This is a genomic window from Cellulomonas sp. SG140, assembly GCF_025770785.1.
Lineage (GTDB): Bacteria > Actinomycetota > Actinomycetes > Actinomycetales > Cellulomonadaceae > Cellulomonas.
The window spans coordinates 180,747-203,241 of sequence record NZ_JANZLA010000003.1 but is presented as its reverse complement, the minus strand read 5'-3'; the positions used below and the strand labels follow the sequence as shown (position 1 = coordinate 203,241).

Below are 22,495 nucleotides of genomic sequence, written 5' to 3'. Positions count from 1 at the left end.
CCGAGGAGATCGTCATCATGAGTGGGTACGGCGTCGGGATGGGCATCGGCTGGGTGTTCATGGGTCTCTTCTGGGTGCTGCTGATCGCCGCGATCGTCTGGCTGGTGGTCGCTCTGGCTCGATCCGGGCACCGGGCGAACGACGGCGTGCCGGTCCCGCCGCCACCGACCGGCTTCGGACCGGCACAGGCACCCTCGCCGCTCGACCTCCTCGACCGACGCCTCGCGGCGGGCGAGATCGACCTCGCGACGTACCAGCAGGTGCGTGCGGCGCTCGGCGAGCCGGGGAACCGATGAGCGCCGCAGAGGCAGGACCGCGTCGACGGCGGCGGAGCTGGCTGCTCGTCGCCCTGGTCACCGCGGTCGTCCTGCTCATCGGTTCGGTGGCGGTGACCGTCGCCTGGGCCGGCAACGCCGGCGGCGGCGCGACCACGAACCGCGGCTGGAGCTCCGTCGGCCGGGGTCCCGGCGCGGGCGGGATGATGAGCGGTCGCGTCGGCACAGCCGTGCCCCGGCTGGACGGCACCACCGTGCGCGTCACGGCGGTCGACATGGGCGCCATGATGGGCGGCCGCGGCCACATGGGTCTGGTCGTGGACCGGGCCGCGGTACCGGCCGGGACGGTCTCGCTGGTGCTCGCCAACGCCGGGTGGCGCACCCACGAGCTGGTCGTGCTGCCGCTGGTCGACGGGCAGCAGGTGGGCTCGCGATCCGTGGGCGCCGACGGCACGGTCGACGAGTCCGGCAGCGTCGGCGAGGCGTCCCGCAGCGCGGGCTCCGGCACCGGCGACGGCATCGCGCCGCACACCGCGGGCTGGACCACTCTCGACCTGCCGGCCGGACGATACGAGCTGATCTGCAACCTGCCCGGGCACTACGCGGCCGGGATGTACACGGAGCTGACCGTCTCCTGAGCTGCCGGTGAGCGTGCCGGCCGGTGGTGGTCAGTGCGGCGGCTCTGCTTGCTCCGCCTTGGCCGCCAACCCGGACTGCACCTCGGCGAGCACCCGCGCGTGGATCTCTTCCGACAGGGCGTGGATGAGCCGGGTGAGCTCGGTGTTCTCCTTCAGGAGCGACTCCTGCTCCTGGTAGTCGTGGTCGGCCTTGGCCTGCTGGAACGCCGCCTGCCTGTTCTGCCCGATCATGACGAAGGTCGACAGGAAGATCGCCTCGAGCGACACGATGAGGGTCAACGTCGGCCACGGCGACTTCTCGAACCACGACATCCAGACGGCGAACAGCGCGATGTGCAGATACACGAACCACATCGAGCCGGCGAAGGACGTGATGGCGTCGGCGACCCGGAGCTGAAGGCTGGCGGCGCGATGCTCCGCCTCGGCGAGCACCGTCGGATGGACCCGTGCGAGATCGGCTCGCCTCAGCAGCGTGCGAGGCCGGAGGTGCGGGACCGGGTGCTTCCGGGGGCTGGTCGTGGCGCCTGCTGCGCTGCTCATGGGCCTGTCTCCGCGGTGCGCGGCGGGCCGCTCCCGCCGGTCTGCGACGAAGGCTAGAGCCGAGGACCGCTCGGCCGTCGGAGGCTCTTCACCGGGACGCCGGGAGTGGAGAGAGCGGTCGCCCCGTCAGTGATTGCGGAGTCGGCTCATAACGGAGTACGCTCCGAAATGTGGCGACGACGAGGCGACCCCGTCCGGCCCCCGTCCGGCCGGACGACCGGCCCACCGGAGGTTCGATGACCAGCCCGCCAGCACCGGGGCGGCGTGAGCGCAACGCCCGCGAGAAGTACGCGCGCATCTTCGACGCCGCGTCGGCGCTGTTCTCCGAGCACGGGTTCGACGGCGTCACCACCCAGGAGATCGCCGAACGCGCCGACGTCGGAGCCGGCACGCTGTTCCGCTACGCGGCGACCAAGGGCGAGCTGTTCCTCATGGTCTACAACGAGCAGCTGCGCACCGCGATCGACGAGGGCGACCGCAGGGCCGCCGCGGAGCCCGACGTGACGGCTGCCGTGAACGCGCTCGTCGGTACCGTGCTGAGCGGGGCGCACGACCTGCGCAACGCGGCGGTCTACCAGCGCGAGCTTCTGTTCGGCGGGCCGACGGAGAAGTACCGCGGCCAGGGTCTGGCTCTGGTCCGTCGCCTCGAGGACCTCGTCGCGGCCCGGCTGCTCGACGCCGTCGACCCGGCGCGTCGCGACGAGCCCGCCCTCGCCGTCGGCGCCGCCCGCGCCGCCCGGAGCGTCTTCGCGGTGCTCAACCTGCTGCTCGCCCAACCCCTGACCGGGGCGCACCCGGGCGCGGACACCGCCGAGGAGCTGCGGGCGCAGGTGGCCCAGATCGTCCAGGGATTCCTGGCGTCGTCCGTCGAGGACACCTCCCGCTAGCCATCCGGCCCCCGGGACGACTACTGCGAAAGGCAAGGCGATGTACTACAGCAGCGGCAACTACGAGGCGTTCGCGCGTCCCCGCAAGCCTGCCGGTGTGGACGACAAGACGGCGTGGTTCGTGGGTGCGGGGCTCGCCTCGCTCGCCGGTGCCGCCTTCCTGATCCGCGACGGGCAGATGCCGGGCTCGCGGATCACGATCCTCGAGCGGCTGCGGCTGCCGGGCGGTGCGCTCGACGGCATCAAGGAGCCCGAGAAGGGCTTCGTGATCCGCGGCGGACGCGAGCTCGAGAGCCACTACGAGCTGCTCTGGGAGCTGTTCCGGTCGATTCCCTCCCTGGAGATCGAGGGTGCGAGCGTGCTCGACGAGTTCTACTGGCTGAACAAGGACGACCCGAACTACAGCCTGCTGCGGGTCACCGAGAAGCAGGGGCAGGACGCCCACACCGACGCGAAGTTCGACATGTCGGAGAAGGCGCAGAAGGAGCTCATCAAGGTCTTCCTCGCCACGCGTGAGCAGCTGGAGAACAAGCGGATCAACGAGGTCTTCTCCCCCGAGTTCTTCGCCAGCAACTTCTGGCTGTACTGGCGGACCATGCTGGCGTTCGAGGAGTGGCACTCCGCCCTCGAGATGAAGCTGTACCTGCACCGGTTCATCCACCACATGGGCGGGCTGGGCGACATGAGCGCCCTGCAGTTCAGCAAGTACAACCAGTACGAGTCGTTCGTGCTGCCGCTGTACACCTGGCTGCTGGACCAGGGGGTCGTCTTCCGGTTCGAGACCGAGGTCACCGACGTCGACTTCGACATCGACCCCGCCACCGGCCGCAAGCAGGCCACCCGGATCCACTGGGTGTCGGGCGAGAACGGCGCCGGCGGCGACGGCGTCGACCTGACCGAGAACGACCTGCTGTTCATGACCATCGGGTCGCTCACCGAGAACTCCGACAACGGCGACCACCACACGCCGGCCCGGCTGGACGAGGGGCCGGCACCGGCCTGGGACCTGTGGCGGCGCATCGCCGCGAAGGACCCGTCGTTCGGGCACCCGGACGTGTTCGGCTCGCACATCCCGGAGAGCAAGTGGGAGTCGGCGACCGTCACCACGCTCGACGAGCGCATCCCCCGCTACATCGAGAAGATCGCCGGCCGCGACCCGTTCGCCGGCAAGGTGGTCACCGGCGGCATCGTCACCGCGCGCGACTCCAGCTGGCTGATGTCGTGGACCGTGAACCGCCAGCCGCACTTCAAGCAGCAGAAGCCGGACGAGATCGTGGCGTGGGTCTACGCGCTGTTCGTCGACCGGCCGGGCGACTTCGTCAAGAAGCCGATGCAGGAGTGCACGGGTGAGGAGATCACCCAGGAGTGGCTGTACCACATGGGCGTTCCGGTGGAGGAGATCCCCGAGCTGGCCGCCACGGGTGCCAAGACCGTGCCGGTGATGATGCCGTACGTCACGGCGTTCTTCATGCCCCGTCAGGCCGGTGACCGGCCGGACGTCGTGCCCGACGGATCGGTCAACTTCGCCTTCATCGGCCAGTTCGCGGAGACCAAGCAGCGGGACATCATCTTCACCGTCGAGTACTCCGTGCGGACCCCGATGGAGGCCGTGTACACCCTGCTCGACATCGAGCGCGGCATTCCCGAGGTGTTCGCCTCCACCTACGACATCCGCACGCTGCTGCAGGCGACGAGCGACCTGCGCGACGGTGCCCCGCTCGACATCCCCGGCGGCCCGCTCGGCCAGCAGGTGCTGGACGGCCTGGTGGGTGGCACGCAGATCGCCAAGCTGCTCGCCGAGCACGGTCTCGTCCGCGGCTGACCGCCGTTGCGACCCGCTCGACCGAGCGCACCGGCTCGGTCGAGCGGGTCGACCGGCTCCGTCGGTGTCTCGACCTGTCCTACGTCGCCGCCGGGTGGTCCGACGAGCGCAGCACCGAGCTGGACGGCGCCGGCCCGGGTCGGCCCAGGAGGTAGCCCTGGCCGTAGTCGCAGCCCATCGCTCGCAGCGTGTCCAGCTGCGCCGGCCGCTCGATGCCCTCCGCGATCGTCTTCGCGCCGAGCGCGCGGGCGAGCTCGACGATGCCGCTCACGAGCGCCGCGCTCCTGGCGTCCGAGTCCACGGTGCTGACGAACGCCACGTCGATCTTGAGGATGTCGATCGGGAAGTCGAGCAGGTAGGCCAGCGAGGCGTGCCCGCTGCCGAAGTCGTCCAGCGCGATCGTGACGCCGAGGTCGTGCAGAGCGCGGACGTGGCCGAGCGCCGTAGGCCGGTCCTGCACGATGGCCGTCTCCGTGATCTCGATGCAGAGGCTCGCCGGTCGCAGGCCCGCGTCCAGGAGTGCGGTGCGCACCTGCGAGAACAGGTCGGGGTCGCTGAGCTGGTGCGCTGAGACGTTGACCGCCATCACCACGTTGGACCCGTCGCGCTGCCAGGCCGCGCCTTGGCGGACGGCTTCGCGCAGCACGAACCGCCCGATCGGGCCGACGGTCCCGGTCCGTTCGGCGAGCGGGATGAACACGGAGGGGGAACCGCTCCCGAGCGCCGCCCCGTCCCAACGGCACAGCGCCTCGAACCCGGTGGTCCGGCCGCTCCCGAGGTCCACCACCGGCTGGTAGCGGACGCTGAAGTCCCCCCGTTCGAGGCCCCGCAGGAGGACCCGCGCGGCGCGGGCGTCGCGAGCGAAGTCGATGACGGAGACGCGCGACTCCCCCGTCAGCCACGCCACGACGACGCCGACCGTCAGGAAGGCGACCAGGCGTGCGACCCACGCCTCCGGGGCCTGTGGCAGTCCGGCCGCCACGTCGAGCGGCATCAGAGGACCGGTCACGATCCCGGAGACGCTCGCGGTCGCCACTGCACCCGGCCACCCGAAGCGACCGGCCGCCACGATGATCGGCAGGTAGAACATCTGGGGCAGCACGGACTTCGTCCCCCCGGCCGCGTAGGTGCCCAACCAGGCGGCGGCGACCGTGACTGCGATCAGCGCCCCGGCGAACGCCGGGCCGGTTCGCGACGAGGTGTCCAGGAGGAGCCCGAGGCGCTCGCGGGCGTGCGACGACATCCCGGCCTGCGCGGTCTCGCCCACCCCGGCGGGGAGCTTCATGAGGAGTGCTCCGCGACCGAGGTCGTCGGGTGCCGGCCGTGGCTGGTACCGGCCCGGCCGCCAGCCGCGGCGGTGCAGGTGAGACCGGCCACAGCTCCCCCGGAGTCGTCGGGCGTCCGCCTGGCTGGCGCCAGGCGGGGCACCTCTTCGTGCATACCAGAGGATCGACCGGCGCGGGCCTGGTCTGAACGCTCTGGCCGGGTGGAAGGGCTTCCCGCGTCGTGCTCGACGCGTCCCGGTGCGACTCCCCTACCAGCGCCCCCGCCCGCGCCGGAGCGCACCGATCAGCGGCAGCAGGGACCCGGCCATGAGCACCTTGGCGAAGGTCGGCTCGGCCCCGTAGAGCACGGCACCCGCCAGGAGGAGGGCCGCGAAGACGATGGCCATCGGGATCTGCCGCACGGAGCGGTCGAGCTGCCGGACCCGCAGCTCGAGCATCGGCGTCTTCACCGAGAGGTCACCGCGCTCGACGAGGGTCAGGATGCGGTCGGCGCGCCCGGGGAGCGCCACCAGCGACTGCGCGATCTTGGCGCCTTCCGTGGTGATCGTGCTCCACAGGCCGCCCTCGCCGGCCTCTCCGGAGACCAGCGTGGCGGCATACGGCGTGATCGACGTCCACAGGTTGAAGTCGGGGTTCAGTCCGGCGCACATGCCCGACAGGACCGCCAGCGTGCGGCCGAGCAGCAGCAGGTTCTCCGGGAGCTGGAACGGCATGCTGACCAGCAGCTCACGGAACTGCAGGCCGATCTTCGCCATCTCCTTGTGGCTGATGTTGCGCAGGTCGCTCATCGCCATGCCGCCGAAGCGGTCGAACACCTGGGCCACGGCGAGGTCCATCAGCTTGGTGTCGGCGGTCGGCAGCAGCACGCCCATGGACGTGAAGGCGGCCACGAGCCGGGCGGAGTCCTGGGTGCCGACGGCGATCAACGCCTCCCGCAGCGAGGTACGCAGCGTGTCGGGGACCCGTCCGACCATCCCGAAGTCGATGAACGTCAGGCGGAACTGCCCGGGGTGCCCGTCGACGGGTGAGACGAAGAGGTTGCCGGGGTGCGGGTCGGCGTGGAACACCCCGTCGTCGAAGATCTGCTGCAGGTAGGTCTCCACCAGCTTCTCGGCGACCTGTGCGCGGTCGATCCCCGCGGCCGTGATCTGGGCGTAGTCGCCGAGCCGGATCGCCGAGACGTCCTCGAGGGTCAGCACCCGCAACCGTGAGTGCTCCCAGGCCACCCGCGGCACGCCGACCCTGTCGTCGTTCTCGAACACCCAGCGGAAGTGCTCGGCGTTGCGGGCCTCGGCGGTGTAGTCCAGCTCTTCCAGCGTCGTGGCCGCGAACTCCTCCACGAGGGCCGGGACGTCCGCCCGGCTGCTGACCGGCCGGTACCGGGTCAACCAGCGACCGACACGACGGAGCGCCGCGAGGTCGACGGCGACGATCCGGTCGATGTCCGGCCGCTGCACCTTCACGACGACGTGCGCGAAGCCCGTCTCGGCCGCGTCGGCGTCCCGGAGCACCGCCCGGTGGGCCTGCCCCAGCGAGGCGGCCGCCAGCGGCGTCTCGTCGAACGTCCGGAAGGCCTCCGCCAAGGTGCGTCCGAGCTCCGCCTCGGCACACCGCCGGATGTCGGCGAACGCAGCCGGCGGCACCTCGTCCTGCAGACCCGCCAGCTCCTCGGTGATCTCGGCCGGAAGCACGTCCAGGCGCGCCGAGAGGAACTGGCCGACCTTGATCATCAGGCCGCCCATGGCCAGGGCGAGCGCCCGGAACCGCACCGCCGTGCGACGGTTCCGGTGCGCTCGGCTGCTGTTCGACCAGCGTCGCAGCCCCAGCCTGGGCAGGACGATCTCCCAGAAGATGAAGCTCGCCGTCACCCCGGCGAAGAACGTGACGATCCGGCGGTACCGGGCACGCAGTCGAGGCGGCTGGGCCACGTCTCAGTCCTGCGCGAGCAGCGTGTAGACCTGCTTGCGCGCGGCGTTGAGGATCTCGATGGTCGACATGATCTGAGTCTTGTCGCCCGACCTGCCGATCTGCACCACCGCCGCGGCCAGCCGCATCCCGGCCTCTCGCAGCGCGGCGTACCCGGTGACGTCGGACTGGGCGGCCGCCACGTCCCACGGCGCCGGCTCGTCGGTCAGGTCGGCGACGGCCGCCCGGCCGGCGTCGGTGAGCGAGAAGACCCGCTTGCCGCCGCTCTCCTCGGCGACGACCAGTCCCTCGTCGGCGAGCAGCTGCAAGGTGGGGTACACCGAGCCCGCGCTCGGGTTCCAGGTACCGCCGCTGCGTGCGGACAGCTCCTGGATGATCTGGTAGCCGTGCATCGGCTGGTCCGCCAGCACCCGCAGCACCGCGGTGCGGATGTCCCCGCGCCGTGCGCGCCCGGGGTACGGGAAGCGGGGGCCCGGTCCGCCCATGCCGAAACCGGCGATGTTGCGGGCGAAGCTGCCCAGGTCGGGACCGAAGGTTCCCTTGCCGCTGTGGTGGTACATGGTCCGACTCCTCTCGATCGCGATACTCGACGATATATCGCTAACCATCGCACAGATCAGCCATCCCGGCATGAGGTCGCGGCTGAACTGTGGGCTGGTCCGCTTAGCGAGCCGTCCTCTCGTCAGGGGTCCGCGGCCGTCTGACCACGCCCTTCCGGTAGGCCGAGACGGTGGCCTCGCCCTCCAGCCAGAATCGCCACGGGTGCGCCGCAGCGTCACCACCCGGTCCGCTGATGCCGACGCGTGGGCCCGTGCGCACGGGGGCGCCCGACGAGCCGGTCGACGGACCAGGGCACGGCGCCCGCACCACGAAGGCGCTGCCCGGCGAGCAGATGTCGACGCCGTTGTCGTCGCGGCCGAGCGCCAGCGTCTTCGCCAGTCGCGCGGGTCCCCTCGCCAGGTCCCGGTCGCGGACGCCGGCCCTCCGTGAACGGGCGAGGTCGAGCCCGTCGACCACCTCACCGGCCCGCATCAGCACACCGCTGGCGACGCCTGACGGACCGCACACGAGGTTCGCGCACCAGTGCATGCCGTAGGTGAAGTAGACGTACAGGTGCCCGGGCTCGCCGAACATCACGCGCGTGCGCGCGGTGACGCCTCTGAAGGCGTGCGACCCGGGATCGTTCGACCCGTCGTACGCCTCGACCTCGGTCAGACGGACCGTGACGCCCGCGTGGGAGACGGTGCAGCCGAGCAGCTCGGGTGCCACCTGCAGGACCGGGCGGGCGAAGAAGTCCCGCGTCACCTCGTCGAGCGGCACATCGTCTCCCTCCAGGCCGCGTCCGCCGTGGCCGGCCACCTGGCCGAGCTGGCGCGCCGGTCTGCCATCGTCACCCGTCCCCGCGCGGCTGTCGCGCAGGGACCCGTCGATCGCGCTCGGGCGAGGCGGACTCCGGGGGCGACCCGCGGGCGCCTACGTTGGCCGCATGGCGGTCGCACGTACCCGCAGAGCCCGGGCGGCCCGCCGGCGCAAGCGGCGGATGGACAGCGTCGAGCACGACCTGACCGACGCCCAGTGGGTGGCTATCCAGGCCGCCTGGGGCGGCTGCGCCTACTGCGGAGCGACCGGGACGCCGCTGCAGCGGGACTGCGTCCTCCCCCTCTCTCGCGGCGGGCGCTACACGCTGGACAACATCGCGCCGGCATGCCGCTCCTGCAACGCCAGCAAGTGCAACGACGAGGTCACGGGCTGGCTGCGTCGCAAGCGGCTCGACGAGAGCGCCTTCCTGCTGCGCCATCTCGAGATCACCGCGGAGCTCGCGCGGCGGTTCGCCGCGGAAGGTGCGCCGAGGCCGGAGGACCCGGACGCAGGCTGACTTCGCCGGCCGGGACGACGGCGCCCGGATCAGGCTGATCGGCGCCTGAGCGGGCGGCCGATGCGACGCGTCCGGCCGTGCGCCGGGCGGCGTGCCGCGTGCTGGCTTTCCGCACGACCCTTCGACGATCGGGCCGGACCGGTGCGGTCGCCATCGTGAGCCCCGCCCCACCGCGCCTGCACGGCGAGCCGCTCCGTGTGCAGCCGGTCCGAGTCGGGGTGGTTCGGGCCAGCCGTCGGCCAGCCGGGCCCGCGGACGAGGGCGACGAGCGGCGCCACGAGAAGAGCCAGGAACACCAGGACGGGGAGGAGTGACATGTCTCCAGCGTGGTCGCGGGGCCAGCCTCGCGACAGTGGCAGAAACGACACTGTCCCGCAATATCCTGCCAAGCCGGATAGCATCGCCGGATGCTCCGTACCGTTGGTGTGCTGCTGGTCGACGGACTGGCGATGTTCGAGTTCGGAGTGGTCTGCGAGGTCTTCGGCATCGACCGCACCGACGAGGGAGTTCCGTCGTTCGACCTGCGGATCGCCGCTGCCCGGCCCCGCGTCGACACTGCGGTCGGCGTGCGGGTGGAGGTCACCCACAGCCTGGCCGATCTCGAGGACGTCGACCTGCTGACGATCCCGGCCGCCACGATCGGCCACTACGACGAGCGGCCGCTCCGGGCGGTCCGGGCCGCACATGCGCGCGGCACCCGCCTGCTGTCCGTCTGCTCCGGGGTGTTCGTGCTCGCCGCAGCCGGCGTCCTCGACGGTCGGCGCGCCACCACGCACTGGAGGTACGCCCGAGAGCTCGCCGAGCGGTACCCGACGGTCGACGTGGACCCGGACGTGCTCTACGTGGACGACGGCCAGGTGGTGACCAGCGCGGGCACGGCCGCCGGCATCGACGCGTGCCTGCACGTGGTGCGCCAGGAGCTCGGCGCCGGCGTCGCCAACACGATCGCGCGGCGCATGGTGGTCCCGCCCCAACGCGACGGCGGACAACGCCAGTACATCGTGGCGCCCGTCCCGGAGTGCGACGACGATGCGCTCCGCGACGTGCTGGCCTGGGCCGAGGCCAACCTCGCCGAGCCGCACAGCGTCGCGTCCCTGGCGGCCCGTGCCCTGGCGTCTCCGCGAACGTTCGCCCGGCGCTTCGTGGCGCAGACGGGCACCACGCCGGCGCGGTGGCTGACCGCCCAACGCGTCCAGCGGGCTCGGGAGCTGCTCGAGGAGACCGACCAGGACATCGAGGCGGTGGCTCGCGCATGCGGCTTCGGTTCGGGCTCGCTGCTGCGGCACCACTTCCGAGCGGCGGTCGGCGTACCGCCCCTGGACTACCGCGCCACGTTCGCGGCCCGACGGCTCCCGGTCGCGTAGCCCGGCGCGAAATCCGCCCCGCCGGGACGGGCCCGGACGCTCCGTGGCACGGCCGCCCGGCTTGGTCCGCTCGTCCTCGGAGCGCTACTCGTGCGCGGTCGCGGACGCCAGCGCGAGCACGAACCTGGCCTGCTCCAGCATCGCGACGTCGAGGAACGTGCCGTCCGCCAGGACCAGCGCGCCGACGCCGGCGGCCGTCGCGGTCCCGATCCGGTCGACCACCCGCTGGGCCTGCACGACCTCCTCAGGTGTCGGGGCGAAGGCGCTCCGGATCACGTCGAGCTGCGCGGGGTGGATCGCCGCACGACCGCAGAAGCCGAGCCGCCGGCCCGCCGTGCACGACTCACGCAGGCCCTCGAGGTCGCTGACGTGCGGGTACACCGACATGGCGGGGGACGGCAGACCGGCGGCCCGCGCGGCCAGCACGATGCGTGCGCGGGCGAGGGCGAGACCCTCGTCGGAGGTGCAGCGCAGGTCGGAGCGCAGGTCCGCCTCGCCCAGGCCGAGCGAGGCCACCGCGGGGTCGGCGCTCGCCACGTCGAAGGCACGTTCGACGCCGAGGGCGGTCTCGACGAGCAGGTGCAAGGGCCGGGCGGGCAGGCGGCGGGCCGCGTCGACCACCTGCTCGGGGACCTCGACCTTGGGCAGCCGCACCCCGAGGTCGGCCCGCAACGAGGCCAGCAGCTCGATGTCGCCCTCGTACCACGGCGTACCCGGCGCGTTCACCCGGACCTGGACCGAACGGTCGGCGTTCGCCACCGCCTCGCGCACCGTGTCACGCGCGGCGGCCTTGTGGGCCGGCGCGACGGCGTCCTCCAGGTCGAGCACGACGACGTCGGCGACCGAGCGCAGCGCCTTGGTGACGAGGTCGGGCCGATCGGCTGGCGCGTAGAGGAGCGTCACCACGACGCCGGTCATATCGCACCGTCCGACCGCAGCTCGGCGATGCGCTCGTCGGAGAAGCCGAGGTCGTGGAGCACCGCATCGGTGTCGGCGCCGTGCGGCCGTCCGGTGTGGGCGATCACGGCGTCCGCGTCCGACAGCCGGAACAGCGGGCCCTGCATCTTCATCCGTCCCAGCTCCGGGTCGTCGATCTCGTGGATCGTCCCGAGGGCGCGGAACTGCGGGTCGTCGACGATGTCGTGGGCGTCGTAGATGGGAGCGACCGCGGCGTCGGCCGCCTCGAAGGCCGCGGCGACCTCGTCACGGGTCCGCTGCCGGATCCAGCCTCCGACCACCGCGTCCAGCTCGTCCGCGTGCTCCGCGCGGGACGCGCCCGACGCGAACCACGGCTGCGCGGTGAGCTCCGGGTGGCCGACCAGCTGCACGACCCGCTCGGCGACGGACTGCGCCGACGTGGACACCGCGACCCAGCGGTCGTCCGCCGTGCGGTACGTGTTGCGCGGCGCGTTGTTGGACGAGCGGTTGCCTGTGCGGGCCTGGATCGTGCCGAGCTGGTCCCACCGCGTGATCTGCGGGCCGAGCATCGCCAGGATCGGCTCGATGATCGCCAGGTCGACCTGCTGGCCTCGGCCGGTCCGTTCGCGGTCGTGCAGCGCCACCATCACCGCGTAGGCGCAGGCCAGAGACGCGATCCCGTCGGCGAGCCCGAACGGGGGAAGTGTCGGCGGTCCGTCCGGCTCGCCGGTCAGCGCCGCGAAGCCGGACATCGCCTCCGCCAGCGTGCCGAAACCGGGGCGGTTGCGGTAAGGCCCTATCTGGCCGAAGCCGGTCACCCTCGCGAGGACGAGGCGCGGGTTCTCCGCGGCGAGCACGTCGTACCCGAGGTCCCAGCGTTCGAGCGTGCCGGGCCGGAAGTTCTCGATGACGACGTCCGAGGTACGAGCCAGGGCGAGGAAGACCTCACGGCCGCCGGGCCGGGACAGGTCGGCGGTGACCGTCGCCTTGTTGCGGCCCAGGGTCTTCCACCAGAGGTTGACGCCGTCCTTGGCGACCCCGTGGCCGCGGGACGGATCCGGTTTGCGCGGGTGCTCCACCTTGACCACGTCGGCGCCCAGGTCGCCCAGGTGCATGGCCGCCATCGGCCCGGCGAACAGGGTGGAGGCGTCCACCACTCGTAGGTCCGACAACGGTCCCCGCGGACGGTCGTGCGGCGCGCTCATGGTCGCTCCTCCTGGATCACCCACGCACAACGGAAGCCGATCCACCGGCTCCGGGCCAGGCCCAGGCCGGGCAGCAGCAGCTTCGCCGTGACCTCCGGCGGCTGGGGTCCGCCGTCGAAGTACCAGTCGGAGCCCTGCGCGAGGTGGTCGGCACCGCCCTTGAGCATCGCGAACCGCGTTCGCCCGTCCGTGTGCTCGCTGTCCGTCCAGTTCCACACCAGGGGCGCCCGGCGCCGCAGGCGGCCGGTGTGCGCCGCGAGCTGCCACTCGTCCTCCGTCGGCAGCCGCCCGCCTCGCCACGCGCAGTAGGCGCGCGCGTCCGCCAGGTCGACGTGCACCACCGGATCGTCCTCGTGGCCAGGGACGGGCCGACCGTCGGACCAGTGGAGCAGGAACCGGTTCGGGGTGGCCGGCCGGTAGCCGGTCGCCTCGAGGAACCGAGCGAACTCCCGGTTGCTCACCTCGTCGGCACCCACGGCGACGGGTGCGTCCTGGACGCCGTCCCGTTGCAGGGTCCGCGGGTCGTGCAGGCGGGGCGGCAAGGGCTTCCACTCGTCGACGTACGGCGCGCCCTGGTACATGCCCGTCTCACGCGCCCGGTACCGGACCGTGAGCACCCACGGGCCTGCCGGGACCACCACCGTCTCCCCCTCGATCGCCGCGCCGTTCGTGACCGGTGGCGCCGTCGTCCCGACCCGGCCGGCGACGCGGTGCCGGAACCGGGCGTCGGGCACGTGATCGAGGCCTCGCATCGCCGCACGCAGGTCCGGCAGCCACGACGGCTCGGGTGCGCCCGGCCGAAGGACCAGGACCGCGGCGATGCCCTCAGCGGGCAGCTGCACGTGCTCACCGCCGGCCGTCTGGTCGTGGTCGGGAGCGGCTGTGAGGTCCACCACCGTCCCGTCGGTCCCGGGGGGCAGCACGGCGCCCGTGACGTCGTGCTGCCCGCGGTTGACCAGTGCCCACAGCTCGACCCCGTCGAGGGCGAACCGAGAGGCGTGCACGCCGGGGGCCTGCGTCGCGAGCGGCGCCAAGGGGGTCCAGTCGCCGCGCAGCAGGAGCTCGTCGGTCGCTCGCTGCACCGTGAGCATCCGGCGAGCGGTGGCGGCGTCGCGCGGGTTCCATCCCACCCAGACACCGAACACGACCTCCCAGACCATCACCCCGACGCCGTTGAGCCAGGCCGACTGCAGCTCCTCGGCGTGGTCTCGGTGCCAGCGTCGGGTGTGGTGCTGCATGTGGCGCCGTTCGAACCAGTGCGCGCGCAGCACCCCGGGCACGGCGGAGTCGGCGAAGAACTGGGCCCACGACGTCGCGTGGTCACCGATCCGCTCCACCGCGAGCTTCGACTCGCCCTCCAGCACGATCCCGGGTCGCACGCCTCGCAACGCCTCCACCAGCTCCGGATCCGCCTTCCGGAGGGTGTCCAGGAAGACGCCGTCGGCGTCCAGGTCGGCGACCAGCGAGGCGAGCTCGTCGAGGTCGTCACCGGCCCGACGCGTCCCGACGTCCCACGGGTTGTAGTCGACGAACACGCGCAGGCCGGCGTGGTGCAGCTGGTCGACCAACGTCCGCAAGCCGGGGACGTCGCGGTACCAGTCCCACTGGTTGCGCTCGTCGACGCCGATCACGGGGTAGGCGTGCCACAGCACGACGGCGTCGAGGCCGCCGAACCGCTCCCGTGCGTCGGCGAGGAACCGGTCAGGGGTGAAGGTGGCCGCCTCGGCGTCGTAGAGCAGCTCGTCCCACAGCCACACCTGGGCGACCGCGTGGCAGCGGGCCGCCCACGCGGCGCCCGGCTCGTCGTAGATCCGCCCGTCGTAGCCGATCCGGTCACGTGACGCCGCACGCCACTCGGTCAGGCGGGCCCGCCACGCCGCGACCGCGTCCTCCCGGTCGGGTGCGGCGAAGATCTTGGCGTCGTCCATCCGGTCGACCAGCTCGGCGGTGAGCGGTCCGTGCAGGTCGACGGCGGTCGGCAGGTCGATCGGCCGCGGGACGAGAGGGTCGACGGTGTCGCTCATGCGAGCGCCGCCAGGGTCGCGTCGACCTCGGCCGCCGCCGGTACCCCCGGCTGCGCGCCGTGGCGGGTCACCGCCAGGGCTCCGGCCACCGTGGCCGTCCGGACCGCGGCGACGACGTCGTCACCGTCGGCGAGGCGTGCGGCCAGGACGCCGCAGAACGTGTCGCCGGCACCGGTGGCGTCGACGGGCTCGACCTCGATCGAGGGCACGCGAACCACCGCGGTGCCGCGTCGCGCGACCAGGGCGCCCCGCTCCCCCATGGTCACCACGACCGTCGGCACCTTCGCGAGCAGGAGCTCCACGGCGGCGTCGACGTCGACCGCAGGGTGACCGAGGTCGACAGCCTCGTGCTCGTTGACCACCAGTACGTCGAGCGCCGCCCAGAGCTCGTCAGGCAGCGGACGCGACGGTGCCGCGTTCAGGACGAGCACGGACCCCGGTCTGCGTGCCCGAGCAGCGGCGAGCACCGCCTCGAGCGGGATCTCGAGCTGGGCCAGGACGACGTCCGCCCCCGCCACGGCCGTCGCGGCAGCGGCTACCAGGCTGACGCGTGCGTTCGCGCCGGCCGCCACGACGATCGTGTTCTCGCCGTCGGGCGTGACGGTGATCAGCGCCGTGCCGGTCGGTACGTCGACCCGCTGGACCGTGTCGGTGGTCACGCCTGCATCGCGCAGCGACCCGAGCAGGAGCTCGGCGGCGTCGTCCTGACCGACCGCGCCGACGAACGACGTCGTCGCGCCTCCGGCTCGGGCGGCGGCCACCGCCTGGTTGGCGCCCTTGCCGCCGGGGCTGCGGCGCAGAGCGCCACCGAGCACGGTCTCCCCCGGCGACGGGTGCCGCGCCACGTCGACGACGAGGTCGACGTTCGCCGAGCCGACCACCACGACCCGTCCGCTCATCGACCGCTCCCCGCGTCCTGGGCGAGCCGGGCGGTCCGGGCGACGAGGTCGTCGATCCGCTGCTCGCCCCCGGGCAACGACGTGGCGATCCGCCCGTCGATCGGCGCCGTCCAGCGCTGCCCGATCCCCTCGACCCCCACCAGCGCTCCCACGACCGCGCCGACGGTGGCCCCGACGGAGTCGGTGTCCCACCCGGCGGTCACTGCGGCGCACACGCTGTCCCCGAACCGCCCCTGACCGCGCTCGAGGGCGAACGCGATGGTCGCGGCGTTGGGCAGGACGTGCACCCAGTGCAGCCCGCCGTACCGCGCGTGCAGCTCGTCGAGCCCGTCGACGAGGGTGTCCGCGTCACGGCCCGCTCGGCGACCGAGCTCGATCGCGTCCGCCAGCGCGCTCGCCGGCGGGACGACGCGGGAGGCGGTGTCCAGGACGGACTCCACCGAGTCGGCCACCATGGCTGCCGACCCCAGCGCCGCCGCCCACATCGCCCCGTACAGCCCGTTGCGGGTGTGGCTGAGCCGTGCGTCGCGCCAGGCCAGCTCGGCGGCACGCAGGGGCTGTCCCGGGTTGGTCCAGCCGTACACGTCGGCGCGGATCAACGCGCCGATCCACTCCCGGAACGGGTTGCGCCGTCGGGCCGTCTCCGGCACCGGGTACGCCTCGAGGAGGTTGCGGTAGGCGGCCCGCTCCGCGGTGAACACGCGTCCGGCCGGAAGCTGGTCGAGCCACAGCTGCGCGACGTCCTCCGTGCTGAACCCGGAGCCGTGCCGCTCGAGCAGCAGCAGCGCCAGCATCGGGAAGTTGAGGTCGTCGTCCTCGGGTGCCCCGGCGATGTTCTCCTCCAGGCTCGTCGGCGCGCTGCGCCGGTTCCAGGGCCACCGGGCCGCCACGTCGTCCGGCAGACCTGCCGCCGTGAAGTACCGGTCCAGCGGCCAGCGGCCGGTGGACCGCAGGATCGCCTCGATGCCCTGCCGCGGGATCTTCTCCACGGGCTTGCCGAGCACGCATCCCGCGGCCCGGCCCGTCCACGCCCCCGCCAGCCGGACGCCGAGGTCGGGCCCCGGCTGCTCGTCGGCAACCGACCCGAGGATCGCCGCGAGGTCGGCCCACCCGTCCGGCTGTGCCGGATCCGGCGGCGCGGGCGTCGCGTCCAGCTCGTCGAGCAGGGCGCCGGCGAGCGGCCGCAGCGGCTGCAGTCGGGGGCCGTCGGAGGCCCCGGACGCGGTGGGGGTCGGATCACCCCCAGCGGCCACCCAGCGGTCGCGCACGGCGGACACGTCCTTGCCCTCGGCCTGCGACTGGACCAGCTCGTGCGCGAGGAGGTCCTCCGGCTGTGCCCAGGTCAGTCTCACGGGCGCTCCCCCGCTGGCTGCGCCACCAACGCGGACAGCCGCGCGGCGCGCTCCGACGCCCGGCGGGCATCGGCGCCGACCAGCTCCGTCACGACGTCGGCCATGAGCCGCCCGGTCGCCCGCACGTCGATCCGGCTGGCGTGCTCGACCTGCTCCAGCCACTCGGTCGGCACGGCCGGGCCACCACCCAAGCCTGCGGCGAGCGCACCGGCCATCGACGCGATCGAGTCGGCGTCGCGGCCGTAGTTGACGGCCGCCAGCACCGCCCCGCGGTACTCACCCCGGTGCGCGGCGAGCAGCGCCAGCGCGACGGGAAGCTCCTCGATCGACTTGGTCCGTGAGGGTCGTCGGGCGTCCATCGACGGTGCCCGGTAGTCCTCGCCGACGGTGTCGAAGGGCGCGACGGCAACCCGCACGCGGTGCGCCAGGTCCCGTTCCGCGTCGTCGTCCGTCGGCGGCTGCACGGCCGCGACGGCGTCGAGGACTGCGTCGATCGCTGCGGCGGTGCCGTCGTGGGCGAGCCGGCGGGCGGCCTGCAGGACGGTGTCGACGGTGGCGTCCGGCGCCACCGATGCCGCGACCGCGGCTGCGAGGACTCCGGCCGCCTCACGCCCGTAGCTGGACTGGTGAGCCCCGGCGACGTCGATCGCCTCGGCGTAGGCGGCCTCCGGCTCCCCGGGGTTGGCCAGCCCGACGGGAGCGATGAACATCGCAGCGCCGCAGTTGACGATGTTCCCCGCACCCGCCTCCCGCGGGTCGACGTGCCCGTAGTGCAGCCGCGCCACCAGCCACTTCTCGGCGAGGAACACCCGCTGCAGCAGCAGGACGGTGTCCTGCAGCTCGGGCACCCACTGCGGTTCGCCGATCATCAGCGGGACCAGCTCCTCGGCGACGGCGTACGCGTCGAGGTGGGACCGCCGACGCGCGTACACCTCCACGAGTGCCCTGGTCATCAGGGTGTCGTCGGTCACGTGCCCGTCGCCCTTGTGGTACGGCGCGATCGGCCGCGCGTCTCGCCAGTTCTCGTGGAACGGCCCGACGATGCCCCGGACACGGCCGCCGTAGCGCTCCTCGATCTGCTGCGGCGTCCAGCCCTCCGTCGCCCCACCGAGCGCATCGGCCACGGCCGACCCCGTGATGACCGCGGTCACGCGGTCCTGCAGCCCGTCCACCCGTCCTCCTCGCACGACGATCCCCCTGCATGCTCCTGCACCGACCGGGGCGGCCATCCGACACGGCCGCCCCGGTGACACCTCAGCCCAGCTGCTTCCAGCCGTTGGTCAGCGCGTCGGTCAGGCCCGCGTCGTCGATCTGGTTGGCCAGGTACTTCTGGAAGGCCGGCGTGGCCACCGTGCTCTTCCACTGGGAGTACTTGTTGACGAACAGGAACGGTGCCGACTGGAAGTCCTTGCCGCTCTTGAGGATCTGGTCCCACCCGTTCTGGGAGCCGAGCTTGGTCGCCATCGCCTGCTGCGCCGAGGTGGTCGCCGGGATCAGCGCGTCGGCCTCGTTGACGGCCTCCAGGTTGTCGCTGGAGGTGAAGTACTCGAGGAACTTCACGGCCTGCGCGGCGTGCTTGGAGTCGGCGCTGACGGACAGCGTCTGCGGGTCCGCGGCCTGCGCCGCACCGTCGGGCCCGGCCAGCGGCGGCAGGACCACCCAGCTGAACCCGGAGGGTGCGTCCTTGGCCATGCTGGCGGCCAGGTACGAGCCCTGGACCGTCATGGCGACCTTCCCGCCGTAGAAGGCGGCGAGGGCCTCGGAGCCGGACTGGGTCAGGGTGACCGGGAGGATCGACTTGTCGTCGTAGGCCATCTGGTGCACCAGCTTGGGCAGCGCCAGCTCGTTGTCCCCGACGTGGATCGTGGCCTTGGTGCCGGTGCCGTCGAAGTAGGTGCCGCCGGACCCGAGGCCGAGGGTCATGAAGGTGGCGACCGGGCTCTTCAGGCCCCAGCCCACCCCCGCGACGCCGTTCTTGGTGGTCGCCTTCGCGATCTGCCGGAACTGGTCCCACGTCATCGAGTCGCCGGTGGGGATCGTCACGCCCGCCTGGTCGAGGAGGGTCTTGTTGGCGAACACCATGTACGACTGCACCTCCGTCGGGTAGGCGACGACCTTCCCGTCGACGGTGACGGAGGCGAGCAGCCCCTTGCCGATGTCGTCCTTCCTGGCCTGGGACATCTGGCCGGTCAGGTCCGCGAGGTAGCCGTCGGAGGCGAAGGACACGATCGAGGCGGCGTCGTCGTGGATGATGTCCGGCGCCGTCCCGCCGGCGAACTGCGTGGTCAGCTTGTCGTTGACGGAGTCCCAGCTCGCCTGGACCACGTTGACCTGGATGTCCGGGTTGGCGGCGTTCCAGCTGTCGACGATCTTCTTGGTCGCCGCGATGGTGGCGGGCTGGTCCGAGAGCGACTGGAACGTGAGAGTGACAGGTGCGGCCGCGGCGGAGGCGGTGCCGGAGCCGGTCGCGGTGGCGCTGCCGCCGCCGCTGGAGCAACCGGCGAGGGCTACCACGGCCACCGCGGCAGCGATGAGGGGCATGCGGTGAACGGTCTTCATCGACGTTCCCTTCTGTTGGTCGGCGTCGCGAGCTGCGACGCCCTGTCGGGTGGGGCCGCAGGCCTATCCCTTGACGGCTCCGGACATCAGGCCGCCCACCAGGCGGCGCTGGAGCAGGACGAAGAAGACGATGCTGGGGATCGCGGCGAGCACGGAGCCGGCCGCCAGGGGTCCGAGCGCGACCTTGCCCTCGCCGCCGACGAACATGCTCAGCGCGATGGGCAGCGTGTAGTGGGCCGGCGACTGCAGCAGGACGAGGGCGAAGAAGAACTCGTTCCACGACGAGACGAAGGCGAACATCGCCGTCGCCGCGACGCCGGGCATCAGCAGGGGAAGCACGATGTGCCGCAGCACGGTGAGCCTGCCCGCGCCGTCGATCGCACCGGCCTCCTCGAGGTCGCGCGGGATCGCCGTCACGTAGCCCTGGAGCATCCACAGCCCGAACGGCAGCGTGTACGTGGTGTGGACCAGGGTCAGCCCCACGAGGGAGTCGGTCAGGGCCACGGTCCGCAGCACGAGGAACAGCGGCAGGATGATCAAGATCACCGGGAACACCTGGCTGACCAGGATCCAGCCGGTACCGACGGCCCGCAGCGCCCCGCGGACCCGCGCCAGCGCGTAGGCCGCGGGCATCCCGATCAGGACCACCAGCACCGTCGACGCAAGCGCGACGACCGCGGAGTTGCCCGCCGACCGGATCAGACCCTGCCGCGCCAACGCGTCCGCGTAGTTGCCCCAGGCCCAACCACGCGTGGGCAGCAGCGAGACGGTGAGGGAGCTCAGCTCCCCCGACGACTTGACGGACGACGAGACGAGCCAGAGCAGCGGGAACCCGAGGAAGGCGATGTAGCAGGCCAGCGCGACGTACTGCGCCGGCCGGACGAGCGCCCGCGCCCTCACGGCTTGTCCTCGTTGCGCAGCTGGGACCACAGGTACAGACCCAGGAGTGCGACGACCACCACGACCAGCACCACGCCCATCGCGGCGGCGTAGCCGATGTTCCGGTTCTGGAACGCCTCGATGTAGGTGAACAGCATCGGCAGCATCGTCTTGCCGCCCGGGCCGCCCTCCGTGAGGACGTACACCAGGCTGAACGAGTTGAAGTTCCAGATGAAGTTCAGCGACGTGATGGACGTGACGATGGGACGCAGGCTCGGCATGGTGACCGCCGTGAAGCGCCGCCACGCCCCGGCGCCGTCGATCGCGGCCGCCTCGTAGGTCTCGACCGGCACCTGCTGCAGCCCGGCGAGCAGCGTGACCGTGGTCTGCGGCATCCCCACCCAGACACCGACCGCGATGACCGCCGGCAGGGCGGTGGTGAACGAGCCGAGCCAGTTGGTGTCCCCCGGCAGCCCGATCGCCCTGAGCACCGCGTTGAGCGGCCCCGCGTTCGGCGAGTAGATCATCCGCCACATGATCGAGACGACCACGGGCGGCATCGCCCACGGGACCAGCGCGAGCACACGTGCCAGCCCCCGCAGCCGCAGGTCGGCGTTCAGCAGCAGCGCGAGCCCCATGGCGGCGACCAGCTGCAGGACCGTGACGGAGACGGCCCAGACGATGCCGATGCGGAAGGACGACCAGAACATCGTGTTGCCGGCCAGCCTGGTGAAGTTCGCGGCGCCGACGAACGAGTAGTGCGGGTTGTGCACCAGCCGGGCGTCGGTGAACGCGAGTGCGACGCCGGCCAGCAGCGGGGCGACCGACAGCACGACGATGAGCAGCACCGACGGCGCGACGAGCACGGCCGTCTCCCGGCTCTGCCGGCGTCTGCTCGCCCCGGACCGTCGGCGTACGGGGCGATCGACCGACGCTCCGACGGTGAGCGTGCTCACGCCGGGCCGCCCGAGGACTCCCGGACGACCAGCCGGGGGGCCACGTGGACGCGTTGCGCCGGCCCGCTCTCGCCCGCGATGCGGCGCAGCAGCAGCTCGGCCGCTGCCCGCCCGCGCTCCCTCGACCCGAGGGCGACGCTGGTCAGGCTCGGCGAGAACACGGCCGCGATCTCCGTGTCGTCCATGCCGGTGACCGCGATGTCGTCGGGCACCCGGACGTTCCGCCGGCGCAGCGCCTGGATGCAGCCGATCGCCAGGAGGTCGTTCGCCGCCACGATGGCGTCAGGACCTTCGGCAGCGGGGTCGTCGAGCAGGCCGTCGACCGCCCGCGTGCCTGCCTCGACGGTGAAGTCGTCCGCGACCACCATCCCCGCGGCCGTCAGGTCATGGCGAGCCAGTGCATCCTCGAAGCCCTGCAGACGATGAGAGGCCGGGGTGGTCCCCAGCGGACCGTTGAGGAACAGCAGCCGCCGCCGTCCTACGCCGACGAGCTGGTCGACCGCCATGCCGATACCGGCGGCGGAGTCCGCCCACACCGAGTCGAGGGTGGTGTTCTGGGGCACGCGGCCGACGACGACCACCGGCACGGGAGCCTGCTCCATCTGCGCGGCCAAGGTCTCGTCCGAGCGCAGCGGGCTGATCACCAGACCGTCGACGACGCCCGACGCCAGCGAACGGATCACGTCGGCGGTGGACTCGACGTCGTTCCCCGTCGTCGCCACCACGACGTGGTAGCCCTGCGGCCCGACCACCTCGTGGATCGCCTTCATCATGTCCACGTAGACCGGGTTGCCGATGTCGGCGACCGCGAAGCCGACCTGGAAGGTGCGCCCCATGCGGAGCGACCGCCCCGCCGCATCCGGGTGGTAGCCGAGCTGCTCAGCCGCTGCCCGCACCTTCTCGATCATCTCCGGGCTGGCGCCCATGCCGTTCAGCGCCCGCGACGTCGAAGCCAGCGACGCGCCGGCGAGGTTGGCCACCTCGTGCAACGTCGGGCGTCGACTCATGGCCGTCCTCTCCATTGAGACGGAAACGTTTCCGTCGGCTGGCGGATACGTTTCCAGACGTGGTCTGCGTTGTCAATGGGTG

Annotated in this window: 21 protein-coding genes; 6 read left to right on the top strand and 15 right to left on the bottom strand. The window is 72.3% G+C overall.

The genetic code is table 11. The annotated features are described in order from the left end of the window. The first annotated feature begins 17 nt into the window (after positions 1–17). Complete coding sequence (locus N0B34_RS07365) at positions 18–296, top strand: SHOCT domain-containing protein (protein ID WP_263730699.1); 279 nt, start codon at positions 18–20, stop codon at positions 294–296. Beyond that, positions 293–913, top strand: a complete 621-nt coding sequence (locus N0B34_RS07360) for a sulfocyanin-like copper-binding protein (RefSeq protein ID WP_263730698.1) — start codon at positions 293–295, stop codon at positions 911–913. The genes N0B34_RS07365 and N0B34_RS07360 overlap by 4 nt, the downstream gene beginning before the upstream one ends. A gap of 30 nt (positions 914–943) precedes the next feature. Here N0B34_RS07360 and N0B34_RS07355 read toward each other — a convergent pair whose 3' ends face one another. Further along, positions 944–1,345 carry a DUF1003 domain-containing protein gene (locus N0B34_RS07355; protein WP_263730696.1) on the bottom strand — a complete coding sequence of 134 codons (402 nt, stop codon included), beginning with the start codon at positions 1,343–1,345 and terminating at the stop codon, positions 944–946. Positions 1,346–1,689: 344 nt separating this feature from the next. On the opposite strand from N0B34_RS07355, the gene N0B34_RS07350 reads away from it, so the two are divergent. Further along, entirely contained in the window at positions 1,690–2,340 is a 651-nt protein-coding gene (locus tag N0B34_RS07350; protein WP_263730695.1) for a TetR/AcrR family transcriptional regulator, read from the top strand. 40 nt (positions 2,341–2,380) lie between these two features. After that, complete coding sequence (locus tag N0B34_RS07345; RefSeq protein WP_263730694.1) at positions 2,381–4,162, top strand: oleate hydratase; 1,782 nt, start codon at positions 2,381–2,383, stop codon at positions 4,160–4,162. A 79-nt stretch (positions 4,163–4,241) separates the two neighbouring features. On the opposite strand, the gene N0B34_RS07340 is transcribed toward N0B34_RS07345, so the two are convergent. From N0B34_RS07340 to N0B34_RS07325, 4 genes are all read right to left on the bottom strand, one after another. After that, positions 4,242–5,447, bottom strand: coding sequence for an EAL domain-containing protein (locus N0B34_RS07340; protein WP_263730693.1), 1,206 nt, complete (start codon positions 5,445–5,447; stop codon positions 4,242–4,244). Between the two features lie 249 nt (positions 5,448–5,696). Further along, positions 5,697–7,376 (bottom strand): ABC1 kinase family protein, encoded by a 1,680-nt coding sequence (locus N0B34_RS07335; protein WP_263730692.1) that lies wholly within the window; start codon positions 7,374–7,376, stop codon positions 5,697–5,699. Positions 7,377–7,379: 3 nt separating this feature from the next. Next, positions 7,380–7,934, bottom strand: a complete 555-nt coding sequence (locus tag N0B34_RS07330) for a PadR family transcriptional regulator (RefSeq protein WP_263730691.1) — start codon at positions 7,932–7,934, stop codon at positions 7,380–7,382. A gap of 103 nt (positions 7,935–8,037) precedes the next feature. Further along, on the bottom strand, positions 8,038–8,694 hold the full coding sequence (locus N0B34_RS07325; protein ID WP_263730689.1) for a DNA-3-methyladenine glycosylase: 657 nt from the start codon (positions 8,692–8,694) through the stop codon (positions 8,038–8,040). Positions 8,695–8,860: 166 nt separating this feature from the next. Between N0B34_RS07325 and N0B34_RS07320 the strand changes: the two genes are divergently transcribed. Both N0B34_RS07320 and N0B34_RS07315 read left to right on the top strand, forming a co-directional pair. After that, positions 8,861–9,250, top strand: coding sequence for an HNH endonuclease (locus N0B34_RS07320; protein WP_263730688.1), 390 nt, complete (start codon positions 8,861–8,863; stop codon positions 9,248–9,250). A 407-nt stretch (positions 9,251–9,657) separates the two neighbouring features. Continuing rightward, complete coding sequence (locus N0B34_RS07315) at positions 9,658–10,614, top strand: helix-turn-helix domain-containing protein (RefSeq protein WP_263730687.1); 957 nt, start codon at positions 9,658–9,660, stop codon at positions 10,612–10,614. A gap of 84 nt (positions 10,615–10,698) precedes the next feature. Here the strand turns inward: N0B34_RS07315 and N0B34_RS07310 are convergent, their stop codons facing one another. The 10 genes from N0B34_RS07310 to N0B34_RS07265 form a co-directional block, all read right to left on the bottom strand. Further along, the gene (locus tag N0B34_RS07310; protein ID WP_263730686.1) at positions 10,699–11,532 is read right to left on the bottom strand and encodes an HpcH/HpaI aldolase/citrate lyase family protein; all 834 of its coding nucleotides are present in this window, start codon (positions 11,530–11,532) and stop codon (positions 10,699–10,701) included. Further along, on the bottom strand, positions 11,529–12,737 hold the full coding sequence (locus N0B34_RS07305) for a CaiB/BaiF CoA transferase family protein (protein WP_263730684.1): 1,209 nt from the start codon (positions 12,735–12,737) through the stop codon (positions 11,529–11,531). The genes N0B34_RS07310 and N0B34_RS07305 overlap by 4 nt, the downstream gene beginning before the upstream one ends. Beyond that, positions 12,734–14,761 (bottom strand): SUMF1/EgtB/PvdO family nonheme iron enzyme, encoded by a 2,028-nt coding sequence (locus N0B34_RS07300; RefSeq protein ID WP_263730683.1) that lies wholly within the window; start codon positions 14,759–14,761, stop codon positions 12,734–12,736. The genes N0B34_RS07305 and N0B34_RS07300 overlap by 4 nt, the downstream gene beginning before the upstream one ends. Beyond that, positions 14,758–15,660, bottom strand: coding sequence for a ribokinase (locus N0B34_RS07295; protein WP_263730682.1), 903 nt, complete (start codon positions 15,658–15,660; stop codon positions 14,758–14,760). Before N0B34_RS07295 ends, N0B34_RS07300 begins: the two co-directional genes overlap by 4 nt. Then, on the bottom strand, positions 15,657–17,012 hold the full coding sequence (locus N0B34_RS07290) for an ADP-ribosylglycohydrolase family protein (RefSeq protein ID WP_263730680.1): 1,356 nt from the start codon (positions 17,010–17,012) through the stop codon (positions 15,657–15,659). The genes N0B34_RS07295 and N0B34_RS07290 overlap by 4 nt, the downstream gene beginning before the upstream one ends. Then, a complete protein-coding gene (locus tag N0B34_RS07285) occupies positions 17,009–18,184 on the bottom strand; it encodes an ADP-ribosylglycohydrolase family protein (protein ID WP_263730679.1) in 1,176 nt (391 codons plus the stop codon). The genes N0B34_RS07290 and N0B34_RS07285 overlap by 4 nt, the downstream gene beginning before the upstream one ends. Positions 18,185–18,266: 82 nt before the next feature. Next, the gene (locus N0B34_RS07280) at positions 18,267–19,553 is read right to left on the bottom strand and encodes an ABC transporter substrate-binding protein (protein WP_263730678.1); all 1,287 of its coding nucleotides are present in this window, start codon (positions 19,551–19,553) and stop codon (positions 18,267–18,269) included. Positions 19,554–19,634: 81 nt separating this feature from the next. Continuing rightward, positions 19,635–20,471, bottom strand: coding sequence for a carbohydrate ABC transporter permease (locus tag N0B34_RS07275; protein WP_263730676.1), 837 nt, complete (start codon positions 20,469–20,471; stop codon positions 19,635–19,637). Next, positions 20,468–21,316 carry a carbohydrate ABC transporter permease gene (locus tag N0B34_RS07270; RefSeq protein WP_263730675.1) on the bottom strand — a complete coding sequence of 283 codons (849 nt, stop codon included), beginning with the start codon at positions 21,314–21,316 and terminating at the stop codon, positions 20,468–20,470. The genes N0B34_RS07275 and N0B34_RS07270 overlap by 4 nt, the downstream gene beginning before the upstream one ends. Before the next feature lie 86 nt (positions 21,317–21,402). Further along, complete coding sequence (locus tag N0B34_RS07265) at positions 21,403–22,413, bottom strand: LacI family DNA-binding transcriptional regulator (protein ID WP_263730674.1); 1,011 nt, start codon at positions 22,411–22,413, stop codon at positions 21,403–21,405. Positions 22,414–22,495: the final 82 nt, after the last annotated feature.